The 23,298-nt window shown below is 39.5% G+C and carries 20 protein-coding genes; 5 read left to right on the top strand and 15 right to left on the bottom strand.

Annotation, left to right across the window (positions count from 1 at the left end; all coding sequences use genetic code 11):
• Position 1: 1 nt before the first annotated feature.
• The 4 genes from ACLOAU_RS03825 (at position 2) to ACLOAU_RS03810 (ending at position 4,013) form a co-directional block, all read left to right on the top strand.
• Complete coding sequence (locus tag ACLOAU_RS03825) at positions 2-277, top strand: hypothetical protein (protein ID WP_427860517.1); 276 nt, start codon at positions 2-4, stop codon at positions 275-277.
• Between the two features lie 578 nt (positions 278-855).
• Complete coding sequence (locus ACLOAU_RS03820) at positions 856-2,118, top strand: DUF4934 domain-containing protein (RefSeq protein WP_427860516.1); 1,263 nt, start codon at positions 856-858, stop codon at positions 2,116-2,118.
• The gene (locus tag ACLOAU_RS03815; RefSeq protein WP_427860515.1) at positions 2,105-2,734 is read left to right on the top strand and encodes a hypothetical protein; all 630 of its coding nucleotides are present in this window, start codon (positions 2,105-2,107) and stop codon (positions 2,732-2,734) included. Before ACLOAU_RS03820 ends, ACLOAU_RS03815 begins: the two co-directional genes overlap by 14 nt.
• A complete protein-coding gene (locus ACLOAU_RS03810; protein WP_427860514.1) occupies positions 2,724-4,013 on the top strand; it encodes a 6-bladed beta-propeller in 1,290 nt (429 codons plus the stop codon). The genes ACLOAU_RS03815 and ACLOAU_RS03810 overlap by 11 nt, the downstream gene beginning before the upstream one ends.
• A 1,419-nt stretch (positions 4,014-5,432) precedes the next feature.
• Here ACLOAU_RS03810 and ACLOAU_RS03805 read toward each other — a convergent pair.
• The 15 genes from ACLOAU_RS03805 to ACLOAU_RS03735 form a co-directional block, all read right to left on the bottom strand.
• Complete coding sequence (locus ACLOAU_RS03805; protein ID WP_427860513.1) at positions 5,433-8,300, bottom strand: outer membrane beta-barrel protein; 2,868 nt, start codon at positions 8,298-8,300, stop codon at positions 5,433-5,435.
• A gap of 34 nt (positions 8,301-8,334) precedes the next feature.
• On the bottom strand, positions 8,335-8,541 hold the full coding sequence (locus ACLOAU_RS03800; RefSeq protein WP_427860512.1) for an HTH domain-containing protein: 207 nt from the start codon (positions 8,539-8,541) through the stop codon (positions 8,335-8,337).
• Between the two features lie 730 nt (positions 8,542-9,271).
• Positions 9,272-10,594 (bottom strand): DUF58 domain-containing protein, encoded by a 1,323-nt coding sequence (locus ACLOAU_RS03795; protein ID WP_427860511.1) that lies wholly within the window; start codon positions 10,592-10,594, stop codon positions 9,272-9,274.
• Positions 10,595-10,647: 53 nt separating this feature from the next.
• Positions 10,648-11,061, bottom strand: a complete 414-nt coding sequence (locus tag ACLOAU_RS03790) for a GxxExxY protein (protein WP_427860510.1) — start codon at positions 11,059-11,061, stop codon at positions 10,648-10,650.
• Positions 11,062-11,125: 64 nt separating this feature from the next.
• Complete coding sequence (locus ACLOAU_RS03785; RefSeq protein ID WP_427860509.1) at positions 11,126-12,103, bottom strand: AAA family ATPase; 978 nt, start codon at positions 12,101-12,103, stop codon at positions 11,126-11,128.
• A gap of 11 nt (positions 12,104-12,114) precedes the next feature.
• Positions 12,115-13,338, bottom strand: a complete 1,224-nt coding sequence (locus ACLOAU_RS03780; RefSeq protein WP_427860508.1) for a DUF4350 domain-containing protein — start codon at positions 13,336-13,338, stop codon at positions 12,115-12,117.
• Positions 13,338-14,159, bottom strand: coding sequence for a DUF4129 domain-containing protein (locus ACLOAU_RS03775; protein WP_427860507.1), 822 nt, complete (start codon positions 14,157-14,159; stop codon positions 13,338-13,340). Before ACLOAU_RS03775 ends, ACLOAU_RS03780 begins: the two co-directional genes overlap by 1 nt.
• A complete protein-coding gene (locus tag ACLOAU_RS03770; RefSeq protein WP_427860506.1) occupies positions 14,156-15,130 on the bottom strand; it encodes a stage II sporulation protein M in 975 nt (324 codons plus the stop codon). The genes ACLOAU_RS03775 and ACLOAU_RS03770 overlap by 4 nt, the downstream gene beginning before the upstream one ends.
• A 103-nt stretch (positions 15,131-15,233) precedes the next feature.
• Positions 15,234-16,211, bottom strand: a complete 978-nt coding sequence (locus tag ACLOAU_RS03765; protein ID WP_427860505.1) for an NAD-dependent epimerase/dehydratase family protein — start codon at positions 16,209-16,211, stop codon at positions 15,234-15,236.
• Positions 16,208-16,993, bottom strand: a complete 786-nt coding sequence (locus tag ACLOAU_RS03760) for an SDR family NAD(P)-dependent oxidoreductase (RefSeq protein ID WP_427860504.1) — start codon at positions 16,991-16,993, stop codon at positions 16,208-16,210. Before ACLOAU_RS03760 ends, ACLOAU_RS03765 begins: the two co-directional genes overlap by 4 nt.
• A 156-nt stretch (positions 16,994-17,149) precedes the next feature.
• Entirely contained in the window at positions 17,150-17,857 is a 708-nt protein-coding gene (locus tag ACLOAU_RS03755) for a head GIN domain-containing protein (RefSeq protein WP_427860503.1), read from the bottom strand.
• A 35-nt stretch (positions 17,858-17,892) separates the two neighbouring features.
• The gene (locus ACLOAU_RS03750; RefSeq protein ID WP_427860502.1) at positions 17,893-18,906 is read right to left on the bottom strand and encodes a hypothetical protein; all 1,014 of its coding nucleotides are present in this window, start codon (positions 18,904-18,906) and stop codon (positions 17,893-17,895) included.
• Positions 18,907-18,960: 54 nt separating this feature from the next.
• On the bottom strand, positions 18,961-20,694 hold the full coding sequence (locus tag ACLOAU_RS03745) for an STN and carboxypeptidase regulatory-like domain-containing protein (protein ID WP_427860501.1): 1,734 nt from the start codon (positions 20,692-20,694) through the stop codon (positions 18,961-18,963).
• Positions 20,695-20,700: 6 nt separating this feature from the next.
• On the bottom strand, positions 20,701-21,657 hold the full coding sequence (locus ACLOAU_RS03740) for a FecR family protein (protein WP_427860500.1): 957 nt from the start codon (positions 21,655-21,657) through the stop codon (positions 20,701-20,703).
• Between the two features lie 3 nt (positions 21,658-21,660).
• Positions 21,661-22,200 (bottom strand): RNA polymerase sigma-70 factor, encoded by a 540-nt coding sequence (locus ACLOAU_RS03735; protein ID WP_427860499.1) that lies wholly within the window; start codon positions 22,198-22,200, stop codon positions 21,661-21,663.
• Between the two features lie 287 nt (positions 22,201-22,487).
• Here ACLOAU_RS03735 and ACLOAU_RS03730 point away from each other — a divergent pair, with 287 nt between their 5' ends.
• The gene (locus ACLOAU_RS03730; protein WP_427860498.1) at positions 22,488-23,294 is read left to right on the top strand and encodes an RDD family protein; all 807 of its coding nucleotides are present in this window, start codon (positions 22,488-22,490) and stop codon (positions 23,292-23,294) included.
• The last annotated feature ends 4 nt before the right edge of the window (positions 23,295-23,298 follow it).

The raw sequence follows: 23,298 nt of genomic DNA, 5'->3' as shown, positions 1-23,298 counted from the left end.
TATGTTGAAGAAAAAAATGTTTAAATGGGCTGTAGTGCCAGCGATAGCCGCTATTGCTTTTGTTAGTTTGAACTCGTTTACGGGTGAAGGCGAGTCAAGCGGGGGGGGGAAAAAGTGCTTTAATCTCACTACATTAAGTTGCGGTTCTATTCCTTCGCCATGGGGGAATATTCCATTAGGCGACAGAACCTTTTGTCAGGTTACCGGTAACAAAACGTCTGAATCTTGTACAGAAACTGATTGTTTTGGTCAATCAAGCAATGTAGCTTGTTTTTAATAATAGTTAGCGATCCATTGACATTAATTAATAAAATAAATTTTATGAGAAAAAAAAGAGTAATTATTGGCATGTTATGCATCACCATTACTAGTATTATGGGAATGTCATTTACCGAGTCAGGTGAGTCGGGAGCGGGAAAAGATCCATGCTATACGGCAGTAACCCGTAAGTGTGCAATAACCGACAAGGAAAAAGTAGATTGCGATTCACAGGCTGGAAAACCCGCATCTTGTAGATCGCTCTCTTGTACCGGTGAGGCAAGCGATAACCAATGTGATAAATAGGCGCTTCATTTATTGCTGTCTGTGGACACTTAGTCAAAAATTGCTCGGTCATAATGAAGTATGATTTTTTTTGAAAGTTAAAATTCCATCGAGTTTTAAAACTCGATGGAATTTTTGAATACATAGAAGTAGCAGACTCCTGCAAGCATTTAGCTTATAAATGAATCTCAAACTCGTTTCATGACTTTTGATTTTCTACTAAGACGTTTATGATGCAGTTCAAAAAATCCAGTCAGCTTTTTTAAACTACACTAAATCCAAGTCAATTCAAAACTCTGTATTTAATAATCAATGAGAAAAAAAATAATCACAAGAAGTAAAAAAGGGTTGAACTCAATAAAGACGAAAAATCTATCCGTATTTTGGAGCATCACATTTTTATCAGTTATATTAATCTCTTGCGGAAATAAAATTAGTGAGGATAATCTACAGGTAATTAACATAAATAATTCGTTACTTAAGGATACAGTTGACATTTCAAATTTGATAGACACGATCAGTATAATTAAATTAAATGAAAACGTCAACGTCCCATTAACTGATCCATTTCAGTTATATGCTATAAGTCAAGAACAATATGTAGTCCTCAATTATTCTTCTGGAGACAGGAGGGTGATTGCGTTTAATAAGAGTGGAGATTATATAAAAACAATAGCGAAAAACGGAACTGATTCTACCGACGGTCTTAATATTGCAGATTGCTTTGTGGATAAAAACGGGATGCTTATTTATGACTTTGCCCAAAATAAGATAACCGTTTATGACACGTCTTTAAATTTGATGAAAACTGTTCAGGGAGATAAGTCGCGTCATTATTCGCATTTGGCGCGTTTTTCTCAAAGCAGTGATTATGTAGGATTCGCCAATTTTAATTTATATAATCCCAATCGGTCTTTAATAGATATATTTGATGAGAATTTTAAGACACCCAACAAAAGTTATTTTAGTTTTCCTTCGAGCGATAGAAGGTTACTGGTGCTAACTTATAATAAATCCTTCTATCAATATGGCGATACCCTTCGCTTTTATAAACACTTTGACCCTAGTATATATAGTATTACTAAAACGGGCGTATCAAGAAGATTTGAAATAAAATATACTGAAGGGAGTGTTTCCCGTAACAAATTAATGTCGATAATTGAGCAGAATTTTGATAAGTTTAATGTTGATAATCCTACTCCGAGTGATCAAAGAATAGCTTTATTTGATGGATTGGCATTTCCTAATGGAAACTACCTGGAAAACAAACGTTTAATATATATTACTTCTCAGTTTTACAAAAAAGGACAGCATAAAAATTTTGTTAGTTTAATATCTAAAAAAGATTTGCATGATTTTACTACAGCAAAGGCATTGACAGAAAATAAAAGATTTGGAATCATTTTACCTCCACTAGTCGAGTACGACAAGTATAAAGATGAGCACCTTGCTATACTTTCAGGAGCACAGTTAAAATCAGTCTTATTACCTGGGAATAGACTGATGGGAGGTTTATCCATTGATTTGCCTGCATATTATTTAATCAAAGTAAAATTTAAGAATGAAACAGAATAGTTTTTTAGTTATTTTGGCTTTTTGTATATGCTTAATTTCTTTTTTTGCGTACACGAAGATAAAAAAGGGAGAAATAAGGGCTATAGAAATTCAAAACGATAGTATAAGCGATCTGCAAAATGATATCGGGTACCTAGAAAGGAACATCAGTTTTTCAAATAAGTATGCCGGATTTACAATTAAAGACAGCAGTTTTATTAAATGCAAAGAAATGAATAATGAAGATTCTTCGATTTTTGTAAATCTCATTGCTCCTATAAAATCCAATAAACATTCCTTGTTTTTGAGGTATACAGAAATAGGCTGTAATATGTGCAATGACATGGTTGTGGCTAAACTACGCGACTTCAATAAAAACAACCCAGATACCAAAATTTATTCATTCGTTGATTTTTCTCTTTTGCAATCATATTTACAATGGCGAAAAGGGGCAAAAATGAATTTTGAGATTTTCTATAAGAAAAAGGGAGATTTACCGATGGATATAGATTCGCCACAGTATTCCTATCTCTTTTTACTAAGTAAATCCGGCACTATTCGTAAAATTTTTGTACCGGATAGCAGGTTCCCCAATTTATTTGATAATTTCTTAAGCTCTATATCACATGAAGACTAGTTTTTTTATAAAGAAATGTTTATTGGTCGTTTTTTTCATTGGTTGCAGTGTTACATTTTTAATGTCTAAAATGTATGCCCAAGTACCAAAGTTAAGACTAGACCCCTCGCGCGCCTATGGCGGTGTGGCGTCTGAATATTTCGACGAAATTGAATATATCCCTTTGGAAACATCTAAAGAAAGCACTTTCGGAGATATTAATGATTTGTTAATAACAGATAGCAGTTTTGTTGTTGCTGATTTAGATACCAAGGCTATATACTTTTTTTCTTCCGAAGGGAAATTTGTTACTAAAGTCAATGGACAAATATTTATTACTCACGACCAAAGTAAAAATCAAATCGTTTCATTTAAATTTTCTCCTGATCAATCAAAAATTTATTTTAATTATTTTAGCCTGCTGGGCAAAAAAGTGCAACCGGAAATGCAGGTTGATTTAAAAGGTGTTAATAGCTTGAATGGGGATGGAGAAGCTAAGTTAAAAACTTTTTCTAAACCACTCGGATACGAGTATTTTTTATATACCAACTCCAAAATTTTTAATAGAGATAATAATCATATGCCTGCTCCGGCTTACTTGTACTCTATATACAAGAATGACTCGTTATACAAAAATGTCGTTCTTGTAAAAGACAATGTGCTTGCAGCAACAAAAAAGCTGGCTCCAGGATATGTAGGTTTGCCCTCTGTTGTAGAAGACGGTGCCTTTTACATCACAACACCGCTAGATTTCAATTTATACAAAGTCAGCAAAGACACTGCAGTGGAAGTTTGCCAATTTATTTTCCCTGCCAACAGAGTACTACCTCAAAACATTATTGAATCAGGCAATAACAAGTTGTTAGATAGTGTAAGATCGTCTATATACACTAACCGTAAGCTAATTCTTAATACGACAAATGTGTTTTTTTCAGGTTCAAAACTTTTTTATAAAATAAGTACGCCTTCGTCAGTAGTTTCATTTAATAATTCGGCTAACGAATATCAATATAATTTCATATATGATACGATATCTAAAAAGCTGTCTTCCCTTGATAGAATAACTCCAAGCGAAAAATCATTTTTTTTACCAATAATGGGAGAAACTTCAAAGATGCGAGGAATTATACCCTATAAGAAATACCTTTACAGTTATTTATCTTCGCTGGTTTTATTCAATAGTAAAGATAAAGCCAAATCTAAAAACCCTCAATATTCTCCTGTTCTTCAAGAATATTTCAAAACGCAAAATCGCAAAAGTAATCCGGTTATTGTGCGCATGAAGTTGAAGGAAGGATGACAAGTAGTTCAATTTAAGGTTCAAAAATTGGTAAAGAGGATTGTGTCATGATATAGAGCTGAATACATCAAAAATTGCGGGAAATGGTTACTATGTGTCTTAGGTTATGAGGGTTATGAGGGTCTTTGTTTCAAGCGCAGGAAGTATCGAAAATTCGGATAAATCCTGATCAAGCCTTCAGCGGCACTGTATCGGAATATCTTTTGAAGTAGAAATGTGTAATATTAGATGAGGATACTCACGATGCGTATTTTTTCTTCATTAGCGAAAAGTTTCTACAACAGAAAGCAAAGACTCTCGTACAAATTTTAAAGATGAACAAGATAATACCACATTGATTGGTTTGCCTCCGAAGCCAAGTCCTTTATATTAAAATATTCCGCTAAAAGCGCATAGAAAGAAGCCGTTTCTAATGAAACATTCAACAAGAAATTGTTGCTATATGGAATTACATGGGGAATGGATTTTACATGTCTCTTAATAGTGAGAATGACAAAGGTGGCGAATTGCATCTTTTGATATTTTTAAAAGAGACTTTCTATATATCCAGCTCATTTTTTATTAAGAAAGATTCGCGTAATGATTTAAGTAAGCTATATGTATTAGGAAAGTATTTGTCCCAAAACCAAAACTTATAGGCTATATTTCAATAAGCTTTTATTGGCACACCCTTCTTTTTACTATATATTCATTAGTCCGGGCACGGCAAAAAAATTATATCAATTCGTTTTACCATTCAAGTATCAAATACTTGAAACAATATTCCAGCCTAATAGCATAGCTGATTTTGATTCGTTATACGAAAATTATACATTTCGTAAGCCATCATTGATTCTTTCACTGGAAACATAGTCTCACATGACAAGATTATAATCTTTTAAGCTATGACATCTAGTTGAGGATAATACGATAGACAAGGACGGCAAATAATTAGAAATTTCATTTATGATTTTTCAATGCGGTAAGCTTTCGTCGTGGGAAAGAATTACAACTGATGAAAAAAACTTTTTTCAACCGATTTATTCTAAGTCAAAGGTTAACAAAAGTATCGTTGATATTGATAATGTTTCTTTTTATTTCAATGTTTCATAGCCGGAGATGTTTGAAACAAACTAAACATCAGGGAATAAAAATTCTCAGTATCTGCTCGTTCTTCAAGAATATTTCAAAACTCAAAATCGCAAAAGCAACCCGGTTATTGTGCGCATGAAGCTGAAGGAAGGATAACATGTTGTTCTTTAAAGAGACCAAGAATCACAAGAAGTTTCTTCGGAAGTGACGACATCCGCATGAAGTATTGCAGGCGAAAACTATTAAGCTAGGCGACATGACTTTTTGAGCTATTTTCTTTGAAGCAAATCAGAAATCAATCTCTGCATCTTCGCAAAAGGATTCGCTACGCTGATTTTATCCATACGCTTATTTTCCAAACTTCCTGGGATAGTAGGAGAATGTCAGCATATAATATTGTTGTAACACATTAGCCCGGGTAAAAGTTTGAGTATTGGCATAGGCGGTATTTACAATCCCTTTATTCTGCCTTAATAAGTCCAGTGCCGAAAATTTAATTTCCCCGTTATCTCCTTTCAGGAAGCGATAGGTCAGGCTGGCGTTCCAGATGGTAAAGTATACCGCATTAGCATTATTACTTTTACTTTGGTTATAAGTAATATTAGTATTCCAGGAAAGACCTTTAGGAAATTGAAGGACGCCTATCAACCGGGTATAGGGGTTGGTACTTTTAAACTGGTTGTTATTAAACCCTTCCTGCCTACTTTTGTAAATACCAAAACTTTGTTCAATTTTGAAGTTAAACAGGTCTTTATATCTGAATCCCAGGTTGCCTAATATGTTCTGGTAGTTGTTCTTGCTGGTATTGAGCAGGTTGTTGATATATTGTGGTGTTTGGCTGATGTCTACATTGTACCGCGCGTGTGCTTCCAGGGTAATGTTTTTCTGTACTTCGAAAGATTTGCGGACGCTATACTCCCCGTTTATATATTGGTTGCCATCTACATTGACTGCATACACGGTACGAACGCCCGAATCGTCGTAAATAGAGCTGTCTGTAATATTATTGTTGATGCGGCCTGCACCCATTTTTAAAGTAAAGCTTAAAGGGTTCTTAGGGGTACGTGTAGTGAATGTATTGGAAAAAGCCAGTTCACGCCGGTACTGCGGCTTTATGTTCGGGTTGCCTTTAGGGATATACCAGATATTGGAGCTATCTACCAGCGGCGCTATATTGTTGACGCCTGGATAGGTAACAGCCGTTGAGTAATGAAGCCCATAGCTTACCTCGTAGCTGCCATATTGATGGTTGCTATATTCAAGGGAAGCGCCTGGTATAAAATAAGCATACAAGTAAGAAAAGTTCTGAAAAGATTGTGTGGCCCGATGATCCATGGCAAAATATTGCTGTCTGAAATTTGCCTGTATAGACACCCATTTGTTATAACGGTTGGTAAGCCCTTTGTAAAATGTTTTGGATACATTAAATGCAGGCTGTAGGTTGCGGGTTACGGCACGGCGAGCGTTGCTGAGGTAGCTATTGGTTTCGTAAGCTTCTGAAAGTGTATCTAAGTCCAATACATTGTCGGAAAAATCTTCGGTTTTAAAACTGAAATTACCGGAAAGCTCCATTTGCACACCACCGAAACTGTGCCGGTTAAATATCAGTCTCGAAAGCCCGGGGTAGCGGACGCTGATGGTGTGGGCTGTACCGCTGGCATCCCGGGTCTTGTATATACGGTCAAAAGCTCGGTTATCGACAGCATTAATGTTGGATTTGAATTGCGTTTGGTTACGACTGTAGCCATCGTTGTCATAAACAGATAAATGATAACCGATCGTGAATGCGGCAGGTATCCTTTTCTTTTGATTATAGGAATGTCTCTCGCGGTTGCTGTATTCGGTACCGATTTGCAGGCTTCTGTTAGTAGATTCGGTTTCGTTGCGGGTGAGACTGCTACTGATAATACCCATACCTGTTTTTTCCTGCTCAGAGGTCCCTTCGCTTATATTGTTGTTGTGTGATTCGCTCATAGAGGACGTAAAGCTGAGGTTCATATATTCCGAATCCCAGGCATATCGGGAGTTGATCCTTTGGTCACGCGACCGGTTATTATTAGTGTTTTCAGATCTCCTGGAAAGGATCGTATCTGCTTCCAGAAAGTTATTGGTTGTGCCTTTATTGAAGATATGAGCACGGTTGCCACTTAAAAAATAATCAGTATTGAGACGGCTGCTTTTCTGGTACTGTACATCCGGTATAAAATCATATTGAAATTTTATACCGGCTGCAGAGGGCCGGTTAAGGCCCTGCATATTAAAATCACTTTGGTAGTCAATATTGGTTCCATCTGCTTTAAAGGAGCTGTTTTTTAGCAACACATCGGTGCTGTTGGCAAGCTTATTAATATTGTTAAATGCGCCTACTGTATTCAGTTGCAGTTTTTTGTTAAATCCACTCAACATGCCATCTGCTGCATATCGTTTGTCGGTTCCATAACCCGCACTCAATTTACCAAAGTAGCCTGTCTTTTTATTTTCCTTTAGCTTTAAGTTAGCAAATAAGGTGCTGTCCAATGGGTTCTTCTCGTCCCGCTGCTGGTATACCTGCACCTTGTCCAATGCTTCCTTGGGCAGGTTTTGGGTAGCCAGGGTGGGATCACCGCTACCCATGAACGGTTTGCCTTCTACCAGTATGGCATTTATTTTTTTGCCGTTGTAGGTAATTTCACCGTCGCCCCATACCGTAAAGCCTGGCAATTGCCGCATCAGGTCTTCGGCAGTGGCATTAGCTTGCATCCGAAAAGCATCTGCATTAAATTCTACCGTATCGCCATTCATGCGCAAGGGAGGCACTGCCTTTACTACTACTTCTTCAAGTATATTACCGTCTTTATCGGTGTTTTGGTGCATATATAACATGCCTAGCTCCATCCCCGGTTCTTGCTTGCCTAAAGACAGTTTCTTTAAAAATGTACGATATCCTACATGTGAAATAACCAGGCGAAGCGGCATTTCGAAAGGCAGGTCAGGGATAGTAAATTCTCCAAAATTGTTCGGAAGGCTAAATTGTAAAAGGCTACTGTCACTGTCTTTATATACAGCTACTGTAGCGCTGGTAAGCATAAAATTGTAAGTAGAGTCTTTAATCTTTCCTTTTATTGAACCTTTTGTAAGCGCGTCTTTTGTTTGCGCAGACAAAGCAAGCGACAGTCCGATAAAGACTAAAAGTGCAGTAGCTTTTTTTAGAAAAACGGTATATGGGTGTAAAAGCATAGTGGCAAGTATAGAATGATCTTAATGGTTCTTATTAATGCAGTGTAAAAAAGAAACTAAAAGATCCGTTAGCTGTATAAAAATAAGTATTATCTCTTCGCGAATAAGCGATGGGCGCTCCCAGGCTTCTTAGCATTTCGATATATTGTCTGGCGCATCGTTCAGAAATTCTCAGCTTTTGGGATAATTCCAGGGGTGTTCCAGTGGTCTTTCGGGCTATTAGCTGATCTAGTTTTTTCAATTTAAGCATGGTTTTCGTTGACATGGTTTCTGCTTTTTAAGGTTATAAGTTGAAAGTTATTTAATTGTATAAATGACAATTAAATAACCGCTGGAAATACGCAATAGTTTACTTCTGGCTTATTATATATGCTGGTATTTCTAAGTATTAAGAATATGTAATAGCACGGTTGTTGTGCCTGTCGGTTTATTGAATCGGTTGGTTTAATAATTGGATCTAAGCAATAGGTGTTATAATTATATTTGAATTGTGTTTAAGTTGGACCCCATAAACATAAGCGCTAGCTATCAAGGCATAAATAATATTATACTGGTATGGTGCTGATATAGTCTTTAAAGTTTGTTCTTTTCATACAATTAATTTGATCATTAGCCGGTTGGGATACAAATATAAGAAGTAATTTAATACAATCGATTGCATTTTATTTTTCTTATATTTTATACTAAAAATAATTAATAATCATATCATTATATCATATTTTTTGGCTCTTATATTTCATTATTTTATTTTTTTTACAATCGGTTGTATATTAATTCGATTGCAGGCGAGCAGATCAACGCCAGCAGCCTAATGTAAATAGTAACTGGAAAATGTAACCCGGTAAATCATACGGACAGAAGGTATAACCTGGTACGTTCAGGTGGGAATCGTAAATAATCAAAAGTATGTAAGATGCTTTTAAAAATCACTAACAAATGATATTACTATGCTCGCAACCTATAGGCAACTATTATATATAATTTCTGTTCTTTAGCTCGAGGTACTTGTTAATGGTGTTTACAGTCAATTGTTCGGGTGTGGTAAGAATACTGAGTATACCATTCTGGTGCAGCTCTTTTACCATTTGCTTTTTCTCAAAAGCAAATTTTTCAGCAATTGTTTTTACATACACCTGCTCCAGGTCTTCTGCATGGGAGTGGATTAATCCCTTAATGGCGGTGTTTTCAAAGAATACCACCAGCAGTAAATGATAATGGGATATTTTTTTAAACGCAGGCATTTCCCGTTTAAGTCCTTCGAGGGATTCAAAGTTAGTGAACAGCACCACCAGGCCGCGGTTGGTGATCCTGTTACGTATAGAGGCGTATAGTTTTTCATAGTCAGCTTCCAGGAATTGTGTCTGCTGTTTGTACAGCGATTCCAGGATCAGGTTCATTTGTCCCGGTTTCTTATCGGCAGGAATAAAGCTATCGATCTTTTCAGCAAAAGTGATCAAACCGGCTTTATCCTGTTTAACCATTGCTATGTTGGATAGTACCAACGAAGCATTAATCGCGTAATCCAAAAGGGTCATACCATCAAAAGGCATTTTCATCACCCGGCCTTTATTAATCACACAATAGATCTGCTGACTTTTCTCATCCGTATAATTATTGATCATCAAACTACCTTTGCGGCTGGTAGCTTTCCAGTTAATGGTGCGATAATCATCGCCGCGTACATATTCTTTTATTTGTTCAAACTCAGAACTATGCCCGAGGCGCCTTACTTTTTTAATACCTGCTTCCTCCAGGCGGTTACTGATTGCCAGCAACTGAAATCGTCGCATTTGTACAAAGGATGGATACACTTTCACTGTATGTTTAGCGCTGATCGCATAACGTCGCCTCGTAAGCCTTAACGGACCTGTTACTATAACATTAATATCGTCAAACGTATATTCTCCCCTCGTTAAAGGTTTTACTTGGTAAGAGATGGTTTCTGACATTAAGGCCGGTAGCTGAAGAACCCGCTCCCAATCCCTTATCTGCAGTTGAACGGGGAGTTCATCAATGACTAAAGCATTAACCGGGAAATTGTAGCGGTTGGAAATAAATAAAGAGATGGGGTTCTCATCACTAATGCTCAATCTTTCGGGAAGTTGCCGGGTGGCCACAATGCCGCTTTTTTTAGAATAAAGTAATGCCAGGTCGGCAAGCACCGCAATTAAAAGCAATAACAGCAGCAAAGATGCAATGCTGTAAAACGGGTGAAAGAAATACCCCGCCATGTAAAGCACCGAGCAGGCCCCGCCGATGTAGTATACGATTTTATTTAGATAGAATGATTTCAATGAAGATGATAAATGTTAAATGAATTTATTTTGAAACACATAGGTACATAGATTTATTGAACAGGTAATGCTGAAAAGTACTCGTTTACCAGGGTTTTCTGACCATCTTTGAAGATATTGTGGCAATTGAAATTAATTAGAATGCCCTTCGGGCATCGCAGTAGCTTCATATAGGTCAGAAGCTGTGCTTCGTGCACCGGTATAAGTTCCTGAACACATTTAAGCTCTACTACTACGCAGCCTTCTACAAACAAATCGCACCGGAACTCTATATCCAGCATTTTTCCTTTATATACTACCGGTACTTTCATCTCTGTGAGAAAATTTATTTTTCTATGTATAAGCTCCTCTTTTAGACACTGTTGGTAAACGCTTTCCAGCAGACCTCTACCCATGGCTTTATGTACCTCTATAGCGCTACCTATTATTTCATAGGTTAAACTGTCCAGGTATTTTTTAGTAATCATTGCCTATGTTTCTATGTGTTTCCATCAAGGCCTGGATGATTTCAATGCTAACTTCCGGATCTTTCTATCTCGGGATTTCAAGCCCGTTGATGATCTGTTTAATAATTTCATTTTCATTCACACCCTCCATTTCTTTTTCGGGAGAAAGAATAATACGATGACGGAGTACCGGAGCGGCTACCCTGATGATGTCCTCAGGGGTTACAAAGTCCCGGCCTTGTATAGCTGCCGTAGCCTTCGAGGCGTTCATGATTGCCAGCGAAGCGCGGGGGGAAGCGCCCAGGTAAATGGCTTTGTTATTGCGCGTTTGGTGCACCAGTTTGGCAATAAAGGCCAGCAGTTTATCTTCAATTAAGATCTCTTTTACCTGCTGCCTGAGCTGGTTGATCTTTGCGCCGTTCAATGCTGCATTTACACTTTCCAATGGATTGCTATTCCCCATTTTATGAAACAGGGAAAGTATTTTCAATTCCTCTTCTTCCTGCGGATAGGGCACTTCGATTTTAAATAAAAAGCGATCGAGTTGCGCTTCGGGCAATCGGTAAGTACCTTCCTGTTCTACCGGGTTTTGGGTAGCCAGCACCATAAAGGGTGCGTCCATTTTATAGGTAGTTCCATCTATTGATATCTGTCTTTCTTCCATTACCTCCAATAATGCAGCTTGTGTTTTAGCCGGGGCACGGTTGATCTCATCTACCAAAACAATATTGCCAAATACGGGACCTTTCTTAAACTCAAAACGGGCGTCTGACGGATTGAATACCGGCGTTCCGATCACATCAGATGGCATCAGGTCTGGGGTAAACTGTATGCGGGCAAATGCAGCATCAACTGCTTTGGCTACCAGCTTGGCCGTCTGCGTCTTGGCAACGCCGGGCACACCTTCAATCAACACATGGCCATCTGCCAGCAACGCGGTGATGATTAACTGAACCATTTCGTCCTGGCCCACAATTACTTTTCGTATTTCGTCGGTGATATTTAAAACCGCCTGGTTCAGTGTGGTTAAATCAATACGGTTTTCGAAAATCGGTTCTTCCATAAATTCAATTTTTATTCGTTGTTATGAAACGCTTCAATATTTTTTTGTAATGCGATCAGCTCTGTGTCACTATATGCTTCTGCATTGTTGATACGGCTTATCTGTATGACAATATCTTTAATCAAAGATTCAGATACACCTGATTTGTAGCTCAACTCTTTCACGAAGTCGTGGTCAAGAGTTTGTGCAAAGATCTTGTATCGGCTCCTGACATGCTCCATAAAATAAGCACTCATTTTTTGCGCCAGGTTACCATGATCTCCCCGCTCATAGTATAACAATCCCATTGTTTTTACAAATTCCAGTGAATCGTTAGTAGGGCTGTTGATAACGGGTATAACCCTTTGCCTGCGGCGCAATTCGGTTAAGGTGTAAATAAGGAGTAGTGCTAATGCCGTTAAAACACCCGCCCTGAAGTAATCGTTCTTCATGATAAACCCGAACCATTGTTTCTTATTGTTATTTTTAGCATGAGGCCGTCCAAAGTATTCATCCCATATTACAACCGGGGTAGCAGATGGGAACAAAGAGAAAATTTTTTCGAAATACTGGATATTATTATCGTATAAAAGAAAATAATTACTAAAAGCGATCGGCGATGTATGAACATATAAGTGACCATTTCCTTTTTGTAAGTGTATGAAATTGGGTTCACCATTATATCCATATCCCAATATCTCGGAAATACTGCTATCTGACCGGTTTAAGAAACTTTCGATTCTGTATCCCGGATAGCTGTACTGCCGTTGTCCCTGGAATGGGGGAGTGGTGATTGCGGCTTGCATAGAATCGCTGTCGTATTCGATTATATCTTCATCTATATAATTGCTTTTCTCCACATTTGCCCTTATAAAGCGGGACAGTTGGGAATTGGTGTTTAGAGTACTTATAAATACACTGTTACCTCTTTGGATGTAGTTAATGAGGTCGTCTATCTCATAATCTTGTGGAAAAAAATCCTGCTGAACGATAACGTATAATTGGTTCTGAGGATTATGGCCGAAAACCTTACTATCTCCGGGGTATTCATAATTTATTTTAAACCCGGCGCGGGGAAAGAACTTTTTTAAGCTTTCATGCAATACAAAAGCACCATACGGATTTTTGTCTCTTTTATCCAGGCTTATCTTCAGGCTTAACTTCCTGCTTTTGGGCGACGGGCGCAACGCAACCAGGTAAATGACAACAGATGATATCAGCAGCGCAGTTAATATGTAAGGCAGGGCTTTCTTCACTATTCGCCGATCTTTTTATAAAAATTATTGAATAACTGATCCACCCGGTTATATTGAGCCTGGCTGATAGGAAACAGGCCATACCAGCTATACTCATATTGGCGGGTCAGGCCCGAAAAGTCGGGATAGTGGGGTGTCTGGCGAACCTGTAACATATAATCGAAATTGGTTTTATCCGGCTGATACTGGATAACCCCTTTTTCGGACAAGGTCTTCAGTAATTGAAGATAATGAAGCCTTATGGCCAGCCTGTAATTGTTACTATCTAAAGCTTCTTTTATCGCAGTTGCGTATTCAATGGAAAAAATATCTTTTGATAGTTCTTCCTGCGGAACAGATTGGATAACAGCCGGCTTCTTCCTGAAAAACAGCAGGTTGTTCTCTTTCAGGTACCAGGCCAACAGCAAAAGAAAAACGATGATAGCTACATATATCCATATTTCACCAATTGAGAAGCTCATTTCAGGAGCATCCCGTTTTTCAGGTTCAGGGATGCCATTTTTTACATAATCAAAATTGTCCTCCCTTTTTAAATGGTCGATATACCCAGCCGGAAGTTGATGCCAGGCAATAGAGACTGCTTTACGGTTCAAAGTGTCAAATGCATTGGTCTCAGCCCTGTGTATAGAATCCTCATAAGACTCTTCGCTTTCATAATTTTCTTCATCATACTTCTCTTCCGATTGCAGAATGCTATCTGCAACAGGGGGCTCCACAAATGACAGAGAGTCAATGGCATCAGTTTGTGCCTGCCCGGTATTACCTATTAAAATGCCGGTCAGCAGCAGTATAAATAACAAATGATACCTTTTGAAACTCATAGAATTTGCTTGTTCAACAGAGCTTTCGCTTTATCTTTTTTATGGAGCTGTATGGGGTAAATAATAAAATACCATATTACGAAAACGGTGGAGGCGGCTGTTACCAGCGAAGTCAGCCAGGACGCATCATTATACAACCTCGTAATAAGACCTTCAAAAAAAGCGGCGATAACAAAAACAGGCATAATACCTATCATGATCTTCACACCATCTTTAGCACCTTCTCTAAATGCTTCTATACGCTTTTTAGTTCCGGGAAATAAGAAACTTTTTCCGAGAACGAATCCTGCCATGCCTGCTACAATAATGGCCGTTATTTCCAGCATACCATGTACAAAAACCACCAGCCAGAATTGGAGACCGTAGCCATGTGATGCAAATAACTGATCGAAAATACCGACCATTGCCCCGGTTTCTGCCAGCTTATACATGGTGGGTATACCACAAAAAATACCCGATACAAAAAAGATAAATGCTACTTTGATATTATTGATCATAATGCCCAGCCAGCTCAGTAAAGGATTTCCTCCTTCATATATGCCAAAGGGATTGCCTTTTTCAATGTTTTCGATGGTTTGATTAACGTAGCTATCTCCAAAGAAATTACGTGCTACCTCTACATCCTGGCGCGAAACAAAAAAGCCTAATAAAAAGAAAACGGTAAAAAGTACAAATGAGAATAATAAGGTTCTGTGATGTTTGCGGATCGTGAGCGGCAATTCGTACTTCCAGAAAGTTTTCAGGCGACTGCTTTCTTCCTTCCGGTTCTGATAAATATCCAGGTACATCCGCGCCGCCAGCTTATTCAGGTAGTTGGTGGTTTTGCTGCTGGCGTAAAAAGTTTTAGCGTAAGCAAGGTCATCTACCGTTTGGGTAAAAGCACTGGCCATTTCATCAGGTGATACAGGTGGTTCAGCTTCGTCCTTTAGCCAACGGTCTTTGTTCTTCTTAATAAATAAGGCCTCTCTCAAATCAATGCGGTTAAAAATCTAAAATACAAAATTTATAAAGCCCGCAATGGTTTTTTATGTGGAGAAATAACTACAAACGCTTTAAAAGAGAGATTAGATGGATTTAACGGGGGAAATGTTTTTTAAAGTAGGTTACGCTTTCGGGAATCGCATGGCTGATATCCCGGTATTGCAACCCTAATTCCCGGACAGAGGTAGTGTTATTGTAATAGTTTTTTATGCGGAGTATCCGCATATTATTGGTACATAAGCTGGTTTTTACATTGAAGAACCGAAGCAGGTCTCCCACATAACCTGCCAGTTGAAGCAGGAGGGAAGGGATGGCGATCATCCGTTGTTTTTGGCCGGTATAGCTTTTTAGCAGTTTAAAAAAATCCCGGTAGCTAAGATTATCGTTTCCCGCCAGGAGATACCGTCTGCCATTTTCACCGTGATGGACCATTTTTTCTATCCCGGCAGCAACATCTTTTACTGCAACAAAATTTTTTCCACCGGGCGGATAAAAGAGCAGGCGTCTGCGCATGCCCATCAGGATAATAGCTCCGCTGCTGGGTTTTTTGTCATAGGGACCTATCATAAAAGTAGGATTTGCAATATGTACCTTAATTTTCTGGGTTTGTTGTAACAGGTAATCTTCAGCCGCAGCCTTGCTCCGGGCATAGAAGGAATGCGTGAATGGCTTCCGCATGGGTTGATCTTCCGGTAGCTTTAAATCCTCCTGCTGAACACCATAGCCGATAGTGTTGGCGGTACTTACATAAATAAATTGTGGTACGCCCGCAGCAATGGCTCCCTCCGCGAGTAGTGCGGTGGCTGTATGATTAACGCGGTGGTACTCATCATAACGAAGGATGTTTTGTTGTGTAAGAGCGGCTACATGCATCACACAGTCTGTATCTTTTAAATGTGCGGACAGGTCGGCTGTAAGCTCGCTTTGGATCAGCATTAGCCTGGGATGTGCTCCAAAAGGCAGGTTGCTGATATTGCGGGCAACACCTTTTACATAATAGCCTTTTTCCAGTAAAAGGAAAACCAGGTTATTACCCAGCAAGCCGCTGATACCTGTCACCAATACCGTCATACAATTTCCTTTTTTATATTATTCGTTAATAAAGGTAGCTTTATCCAGATAGGTAATAAAGCCATGGCCAGCCAGCTCCAGTGATTGACCATAATAACCCGGTCTTTTTTAAATAGTTGACGGATACAACGACCTGCCACTTTCTCAGGTTTCAGTAAAGTAAGACGACCTATAAAGCCTAATTTTTTAATACGGCTGGTTACATCAGCATTGGTCGCCATCGCGCCAGGATTTACTACACTTACGACCACTCCGGTATTTTTCAACTCTTCGCTCAATCCTCTTGAGAACGAATGAATAAAGGTTTTAGAAGCGGGGTATACCGTTTTATAGCCAATGGGAGAAAAAGCCGCCATACTGGATACATTTAAAACATAGGCTTCTTTTTGTTGCAGGAGGTTAGGGAGTAACTGATGGGTAAGCAGCGAAGTAGCTACCACGTTCACCTGTATGATGGTATCGATATACTGCATCGATGCTTCGGTAAATTTTTTAGTACCGCCCAGCCCTGCATTATTAATCAGCACCTGTACTTCAAAGTGCTGGTTGATCCAGTCGCAAAGGGCCAGTACATTTTCTTTAACAGAGAGGTCTGTTTCATAATGATGAACCTGTACCTGGTAGGTATTGCTGATGAATTTTGCAAATGCGATCAGGTTTTGCCCGGGCAGGCTTACCAGCACCAGGTTCAATTGCTGTGCAGCCAATTCTTTTGCAAAAGCGCTACCCAATCCCTGGCTGGCGCCGGTTATAACAGCGTATTTTTCTTTTTTATGGAACATAATAATACTAAAAGCTAAGTTGATAAAACAGGTTTTCTTTCCCGGCCTTATTAAACAGATAAGCTTGCAACGGGAGGATTTAATTTTCTTTTTTTATACCTCCTTATAAAGTATAAAATGACACTTGCGATGAGCATAACTTATGTTTTAGGTGTATTATAATTTTCGCACTTTGCCAGAACCTGAAATGCTGGTATTGATGGATGGGTTACCAGAGTACCATACATCGCCGCTACCGGAGATTTGGACATCCAGTTTATTGTCTGCCCAAAGTTTGGCTTCGCCCGAACCGCTCACTTTTACTTTGGCCTGCTCGCTGCGCATTTGCTGGGTGTGGTAGTCACCATTACCGGTGATGCGGATATCCTGTGTAGCTATTGCTCCACCATCGATGGTAATATCACCGCTGCCGGTAATCTCCGCTTCCAGGTTGGTCGCTGTTAATTTAGGCGCATAAATATTGCCGCTGCCACTTACCCGCAGGTCGAGTGAAGTTGTATTGAGATCGGTATTAAAACTAATATTGCCCGATCCGGAAATGGTGGCGCCGGTTATAGCAGGGTTGGATACATATATGGTAACACGACCGCCTCTGATATCTACATTGGGCTTTGTTTTAAGTACCAGTGTATTGCCTTTTATTTCTGTAATAATATAGCTCTGTAGATTGTCTGCTGCTTTTACGGTTACAGATTTGGAGGCATGCTGAACAAATTCCACATTGCCGCTGAAAGCTGCTTCTATCCTGGTGAAATCTCCTACGGTTCGGCTTTCTTCAACAGCAGGACCATCAGGAAAAACCTTTTTACATCCTGTTGCTAAAATGATCAATGCAATAATTACTAATGATAATAACTGTTTCATCTGCTCTTGTTTTATTGGGTTTGATAAGTTTTGGGTTATAAGTTGAAATGTACACCGGCGGTTGCGCCCAGCGTGAGTGCAAAAGAGTATTCATCATCCCGGTACTTCCAGATATAATTGTTTGAAAAAAGTTTGGAGTCGGAATATTTGTAAGTATTGATGGAAGGACCTAAGGTAACTTCTATAGCAGGCGTTATTTTGTAGCCTAATAAGGCCCGCAGCGATTCAGTGTGTTTATAAAAGGTAAAATCTGTTTTAGCAATGCTTACAGCTTCTGCATTGATCCTTAGTTTTTGTGAAAGGGGTATACGGTAGCCAATGCCCGCTTCCATTTGAAATACTGTTTTACTGAGTTCCGACCCGGCTCCTGCACCCAGTATGCCATAAGTTTTACGGCCGCCTGTGCGCAAAACAACATTGGCCGAAGCATCATCATATACCTGTACCCCTATTTGTTTTTCTCCGTTTTTTATAATGTTTAAAAAACCAATAGGGTAATCAGAACTGTCTGCGATATTGATCAGGCCGGCTATTTGCACGCCTTTCACAGAGCTGGCTACATTGATCAGTCCTGCTATTTGTACATCGGCATTTTTCCCGATGTTAGCCAGTCCTGCTACCTGTAGTAATTCATAGCTGCTGTAATTGCTCAATCCGCCGATCTGAATAAATCCGTTGCCTTGTTTCTGGTTATGTAATCCTGCTATTTGAATGCCCAGGCCATTCTCAGCGCCATTGTATAAACCGGCAATAGATACGCCTTTGTTCGATCCGTTGACCTGGTTTACCAAACCACTAATCAATACACCTTTGTTGCTGCCATATAGTTTGGTATAAATGCCGGCAATGGCAGCGCCTTTATTATTGTAATTTACACCCTGTAAGGCATGCAGGGCAAAAGAAGGGCTAATGTCGCGGGCTTGCCTGCCCTGCGTACTTATAGGAGTTATGAGGCCCAAATGAACATTGTTGGCAACGGGTTCCTGTGCAATGCAGTAAGTGGTGGTAATGGATAGAAGCGCTAGTAAGCATTTGTTTTTAAAAAGCATAAATAATGTATATATTACTAATACACATTAATGAAAGGTTACCCCTATGCCCTCTTAAAAAATATTTATACCTACTGAAAAGCCAAGGTGGAGTGCATCTTTTTTGCCTTTAATCAAAGGCAGCATATTCCTGCTGAAATTGCTATAATAAGCGTTATTCTCCGTTTCGACAGGCTGTTGGTATTGTAACCTTGGACCGGCATATAACTGGATATTTTTATGCAGCTGGTATATCAAGAGCGGTTGAAGAATAATATTGCTATAATCGGTATCAAAATGATCAGTAGGTGTGTAATGCAGGTTGATTAGTTCCGTAGCCATTTTAAGCCTTCCTTTCAATTTCCATTCGCTTCCTAAACCATAGCCAAATAAATAGTGGCCGCCGGCAATATCGCTGTTTAGCCAACCCACCTGTACAATATTATATAATTTATAGCTACCCGATTTATAGGCAATATTTACCTGCTGATTTTCCTGTACAGATACCGATAATGCATGTTTCCCGTTACGACTGTAATTGAACGGTCCGATGGATATGCCATTTAATGTGTCTGCAAGGTTGAGGAAGCCTAACTGGAATCCGTTGATTTTTGGAGCATAGTTTACCAGCCCACTTACCTGTGCGCCTTTGTTCACCTGCCGGGCAATATTAACGAGGCCTGAAAGCTGCATGCCTTTTTTAAATTGCCCGGTATAATTTACCAGTCCCGCCAATTGCATGCCGCCGTTTATATTTTGGGTCTGATTCACCAGTCCGCCAATTTGCAGCCCATTGAATAGCTGCGTTTGGTTGTACAAGCCACTAATTTGTAATCCGGTGGTATTGCTTTTGTTAATATTTGCCAGCCCGCCAATTTGCAGTGCGTTGACATCTCCGGCAACATAGTTATTCAATCCGCCGATCTGAACGCCGTTTACCGAGCCTCCGACCAGGTTAAATAATCCCCCGATCTGGACGGCGTGTACATGTTTTTGTACAATGTTGAATAAACCTCCCAGCTCAAAAGCGTCTACCTGCGCGGCATATCCTCCGAATACATTAAAAGATATATTGTTTTCCTGTTGTCCCTTTAAAGCACTTTTGGTGCCTATTCCCGGCCAGAACCCCAGTTGAAATTTCCGCTCGTAGAAATAGTTCTTAAGGTTTACGCTGTTGATCTTTTGTTTGGTGCTGATGACACTGCGGGCCAGCCAGTGCCGCTCTATAGAGTGAACCGTGAAGGTTTCCTCTGTTGTGATATTGGGTGTTAACCCTATCCTTAGTGTCGTGTTTCTTTTGTCTTCTACTGTAAAACTGGTATCATAGTAAGATACCCGGTTGGCAACGAGTTTGATATCACTGTTCAAAGGCACTTTGAGAGAGAAATGCCCCTGATCGTTAGACATGGTACCGATCTTCAGGTTCGGTTCATAAACCGTTACATATTCTACTGGCTTCTGATCTGTATTGTCAAAAAAGGAGCCCTGCATCGTAATATATTCTGTTTCTTTTTTGCGAATAACTATTTTGTTATTGTTGATGATATAATGATACTCTTTGTCCAGTAATCTATCCAGTATCTCCTTTACGGGCGCATCAGTTGCTGAGAAAGATATTTTTTTCTGGTTTTTAATGAACTGGTTGTCGTAAGAAAAATAAAATCCCGCCTTGCGCTCTATCTGCATCAGGGCATCATACATGGTTATGTTCCGAAAGTCAACTGATACTTTCTGCTGTAGTATTTTTTCCTGGGCAAAAAGTGAATAGCTAATAAACAGCAGTAACAGGAAGGCGCAATGTTTTCTCAAAAGGGCTTATTTAGAAATGAGGTATTGGTTATGATCAGTTTTGGACCAGCTGGCATTGATCATCAGGGCAATATTTTCAATGATCTGGTCCGGCGTTTCCGAATGAATCAGGTAAGTACTGGTTACCTTTTTGCTTTCGATGCCCGGGGCCAGTTGCAGTTGAATATTATAGAGGTCTTCAAGCATTTCTGCCAGGCTATCCACCCGCATATCTTTAATTTTAATGAGTTGCGTATGAAGTGCGTCATTAATTGTGCTGTTAAAAGGTAATACACGCAGTTGGTTATTACGGTTATCTTTTACAATTTTTTGATTAGCTACAGCTACCACGCTTTTATCTCCCAGGGTGGCTTTTACTTTTCCGCTATGCACAAATACGGTATTATAATCGACCCCCTGTTGTATGGTAAACGAAGTACCCAATACTTCTACATCTACATCCTTATTATGAATAATAAAGGGCTTATTACGGTTTTTGGCGATATCAAAATATGCATTGCCTTTCAGGGTAACTGTCCGTGTTTTTTTGTTGAAGTCACCGGCTACCGTTAGCGCAGCTTCTTCATAGAGGGTAACCTTACTTTCGTCTTTCAGCTCAATAGTGCGGTGTTCCTTTTGAGCGGTAAACTGCTCAGGCTTGGGATTGTTGATGAATAAAAATAATATTACCAAAGCAGCGATGGAAGCGGCTACAGCCAGCCCTTTACGCCAATTAAGGGTAATTACTTTCGCTTTTTCAGGTACTACAACAGGTTTTTCTTCCAGCTGTTGCTGTAATTTTTGCCAGGCCAGTTCTTTGTTATATTGAGTGTATGCAGGACCGATCCGGGAGCTTTTCCAGATCCTGATCGTATCCTCGTATGTTTTTTTATGTTCAGCGCTTTCTGCAATCCATTGCTCCACCTCCTGTTGCTCCGAAGCGTCCAGCGTCTGCTCATAATAAGCTATCAATTTATGCTCCATATATTATAAATTGATGAGTTGAAGAATGAATAATGGTACTATCGACACCAGGTATTCTGTTAATCCGCTACGTAAAAATTTTAAGGCCTTCGACATTTGATTTTCTACCGTCTTAGTAGAAATACCCAGAGCGTCTGCTACTTCCCTGTAGCTCAATCCTAGTTGCCGGCACATATAAAAAACGGTTGCACACTTCTCGGGGAGTTGGTTAACCAGGTCCTGTATCTTCTCATGTAATTCTTTTTGTTCTGTGTGAATATTGTTGTCTGTCCCTGCGCCCCCGGCCATTTGATGCTGGGCGTAGCCGGCCTTCACCACTTTATGCTTTAAATGATTCAGGCATTCATTGCGAACCGATGTATACAGGTAGGCTTTTACCGTTTCCACGTTTACCGTTTCCCGGTGTTGCCAGAGTTTTATAAAAATATTTTGCAATATATCGTCCGTATAGGTCTCCTCCTTTAAAATGGAGAAGGCATACCCATATAACGCTTCATAATGAAGGTCAAATACATTTTTATATTGAATACTGTCCAAAGCCATCAGCGCTACAAAAATAGCATCCTATCTATACTACAACCGAATAATCATTTACCCCTACAAAAAAGTTAAATTATTTTTAGTTTTTTAACGAGCGGGCAATCGTCATCCATAAACCCCAAGGGTTGTCATCATTATGTAAAATGTGAACCGGGCAGGCGATAAACCCTGAAAGGGTGAACTTAAGATTGAGCCCAGGTGTCATTGTGATTATATTTAGCAAGATCGTATACTCGCTTTCATCGAGGTTTTTTTGCAGGAAGAACCTATTTTTACACTAAAGCAGCTACATGCCTATTGTAAGTGTACCAACAAGTTTTAATATCAGCCTGGAATTTGATGCACCAGGGCTCGGGCGACGTTGGGTGGCGCTGTTGATCGATATGATAGTTCAGGTACTGTATATAGTACTGGCCAATTACCTGCTCAACAAGATTTCATTTGGTTTCGATTCCGATGCCGGCTTTAATCAATGGGCTATCGGGCTCCTGGTCATGTCTCCCATTTTTTTATACCATATTCTTTTTGAATCGCTCACTAACGGGCAAAGTGTTGGTAAAAAAATAATGAGCCTGAGGGTAGTAAGTATCAACGGCGGACGGCCTTCTATCAGCCAGTTATTAATACGCTGGCTATTGCGCGTTTCTGATTTGTGGATCGTCATTCTTTTGCTCATGCTGCTTACTTTCCGGGGAGGAGGAAATACGGAAGGGATGATTGCTTTTACATTTGGGATGGCATTTTTATTGACTGATATTATACTGGTGGCCAATTCCAAAAAGGCCCAGCGGATAGGCGATATCCTGGCCCAGACCATCGTTATCAAAACATCAGCTAAAGAAAGCCTGCATAATACTATTTTCAGGGAAGTGGAAGAGGGCTATGTGCCGGCATTTCCGCAGGTGATGCGCATCAGTGATAAGGATCTGAATATTATTAAAAACCTTTTAAGCAGCGCTAAAAATTCCCGGCATCATGAAGAGTTGGGTGTTGCCGCTGCAAAAGTGAAGAACTACCTGCAGATCGAAACGGATATGTCTCCTTATGAATTCCTGGAAAGACTGCTAAAAGACTACAATTATCTTTCGGTGAAATAGGATT

Source organism: Paraniabella aurantiaca, assembly GCF_050309965.1.
Lineage (GTDB): Bacteria > Bacteroidota > Bacteroidia > Chitinophagales > Chitinophagaceae > Niabella.
This window is presented reverse-complemented; position numbering and strand designations above follow the sequence as displayed.

Excerpts from the sequence above, each read along its gene's own strand:
- ACLOAU_RS03815 (WP_427860515.1), top strand. The coding sequence starts at position 2,105 with ATGAAACAGAATAGTTTTTTAGTTATTTTGGCTTTTTGTATATGCTTA.
- ACLOAU_RS03740 (WP_427860500.1), bottom strand. The coding sequence starts at position 21,657 with ATGGAGCATAAATTGATAGCTTATTATGAGCAGACGCTGGACGCTTCG.
- ACLOAU_RS03750 (WP_427860502.1), bottom strand. The coding sequence starts at position 18,906 with ATGCTTTTTAAAAACAAATGCTTACTAGCGCTTCTATCCATTACCACC.
- ACLOAU_RS03775 (WP_427860507.1), bottom strand. The coding sequence starts at position 14,159 with ATGAGTTTCAAAAGGTATCATTTGTTATTTATACTGCTGCTGACCGGC.
- ACLOAU_RS03805 (WP_427860513.1), bottom strand. The coding sequence starts at position 8,300 with ATGCTTTTACACCCATATACCGTTTTTCTAAAAAAAGCTACTGCACTT.
- ACLOAU_RS03735 (WP_427860499.1), bottom strand. The coding sequence starts at position 22,200 with ATGGCTTTGGACAGTATTCAATATAAAAATGTATTTGACCTTCATTAT.
- ACLOAU_RS03820 (WP_427860516.1), top strand. The coding sequence starts at position 856 with ATGAGAAAAAAAATAATCACAAGAAGTAAAAAAGGGTTGAACTCAATA.
- ACLOAU_RS03765 (WP_427860505.1), bottom strand. The coding sequence starts at position 16,211 with ATGACGGTATTGGTGACAGGTATCAGCGGCTTGCTGGGTAATAACCTG.
- ACLOAU_RS03760 (WP_427860504.1), bottom strand. The coding sequence starts at position 16,993 with ATGTTCCATAAAAAAGAAAAATACGCTGTTATAACCGGCGCCAGCCAG.
- ACLOAU_RS03785 (WP_427860509.1), bottom strand. The coding sequence starts at position 12,103 with ATGGAAGAACCGATTTTCGAAAACCGTATTGATTTAACCACACTGAAC.
- ACLOAU_RS03825 (WP_427860517.1), top strand. The coding sequence starts at position 2 with ATGTTGAAGAAAAAAATGTTTAAATGGGCTGTAGTGCCAGCGATAGCC.
- ACLOAU_RS03730 (WP_427860498.1), top strand. The coding sequence starts at position 22,488 with ATGCCTATTGTAAGTGTACCAACAAGTTTTAATATCAGCCTGGAATTT.
- ACLOAU_RS03755 (WP_427860503.1), bottom strand. The coding sequence starts at position 17,857 with ATGAAACAGTTATTATCATTAGTAATTATTGCATTGATCATTTTAGCA.
- ACLOAU_RS03790 (WP_427860510.1), bottom strand. The coding sequence starts at position 11,061 with ATGATTACTAAAAAATACCTGGACAGTTTAACCTATGAAATAATAGGT.
- ACLOAU_RS03810 (WP_427860514.1), top strand. The coding sequence starts at position 2,724 with ATGAAGACTAGTTTTTTTATAAAGAAATGTTTATTGGTCGTTTTTTTC.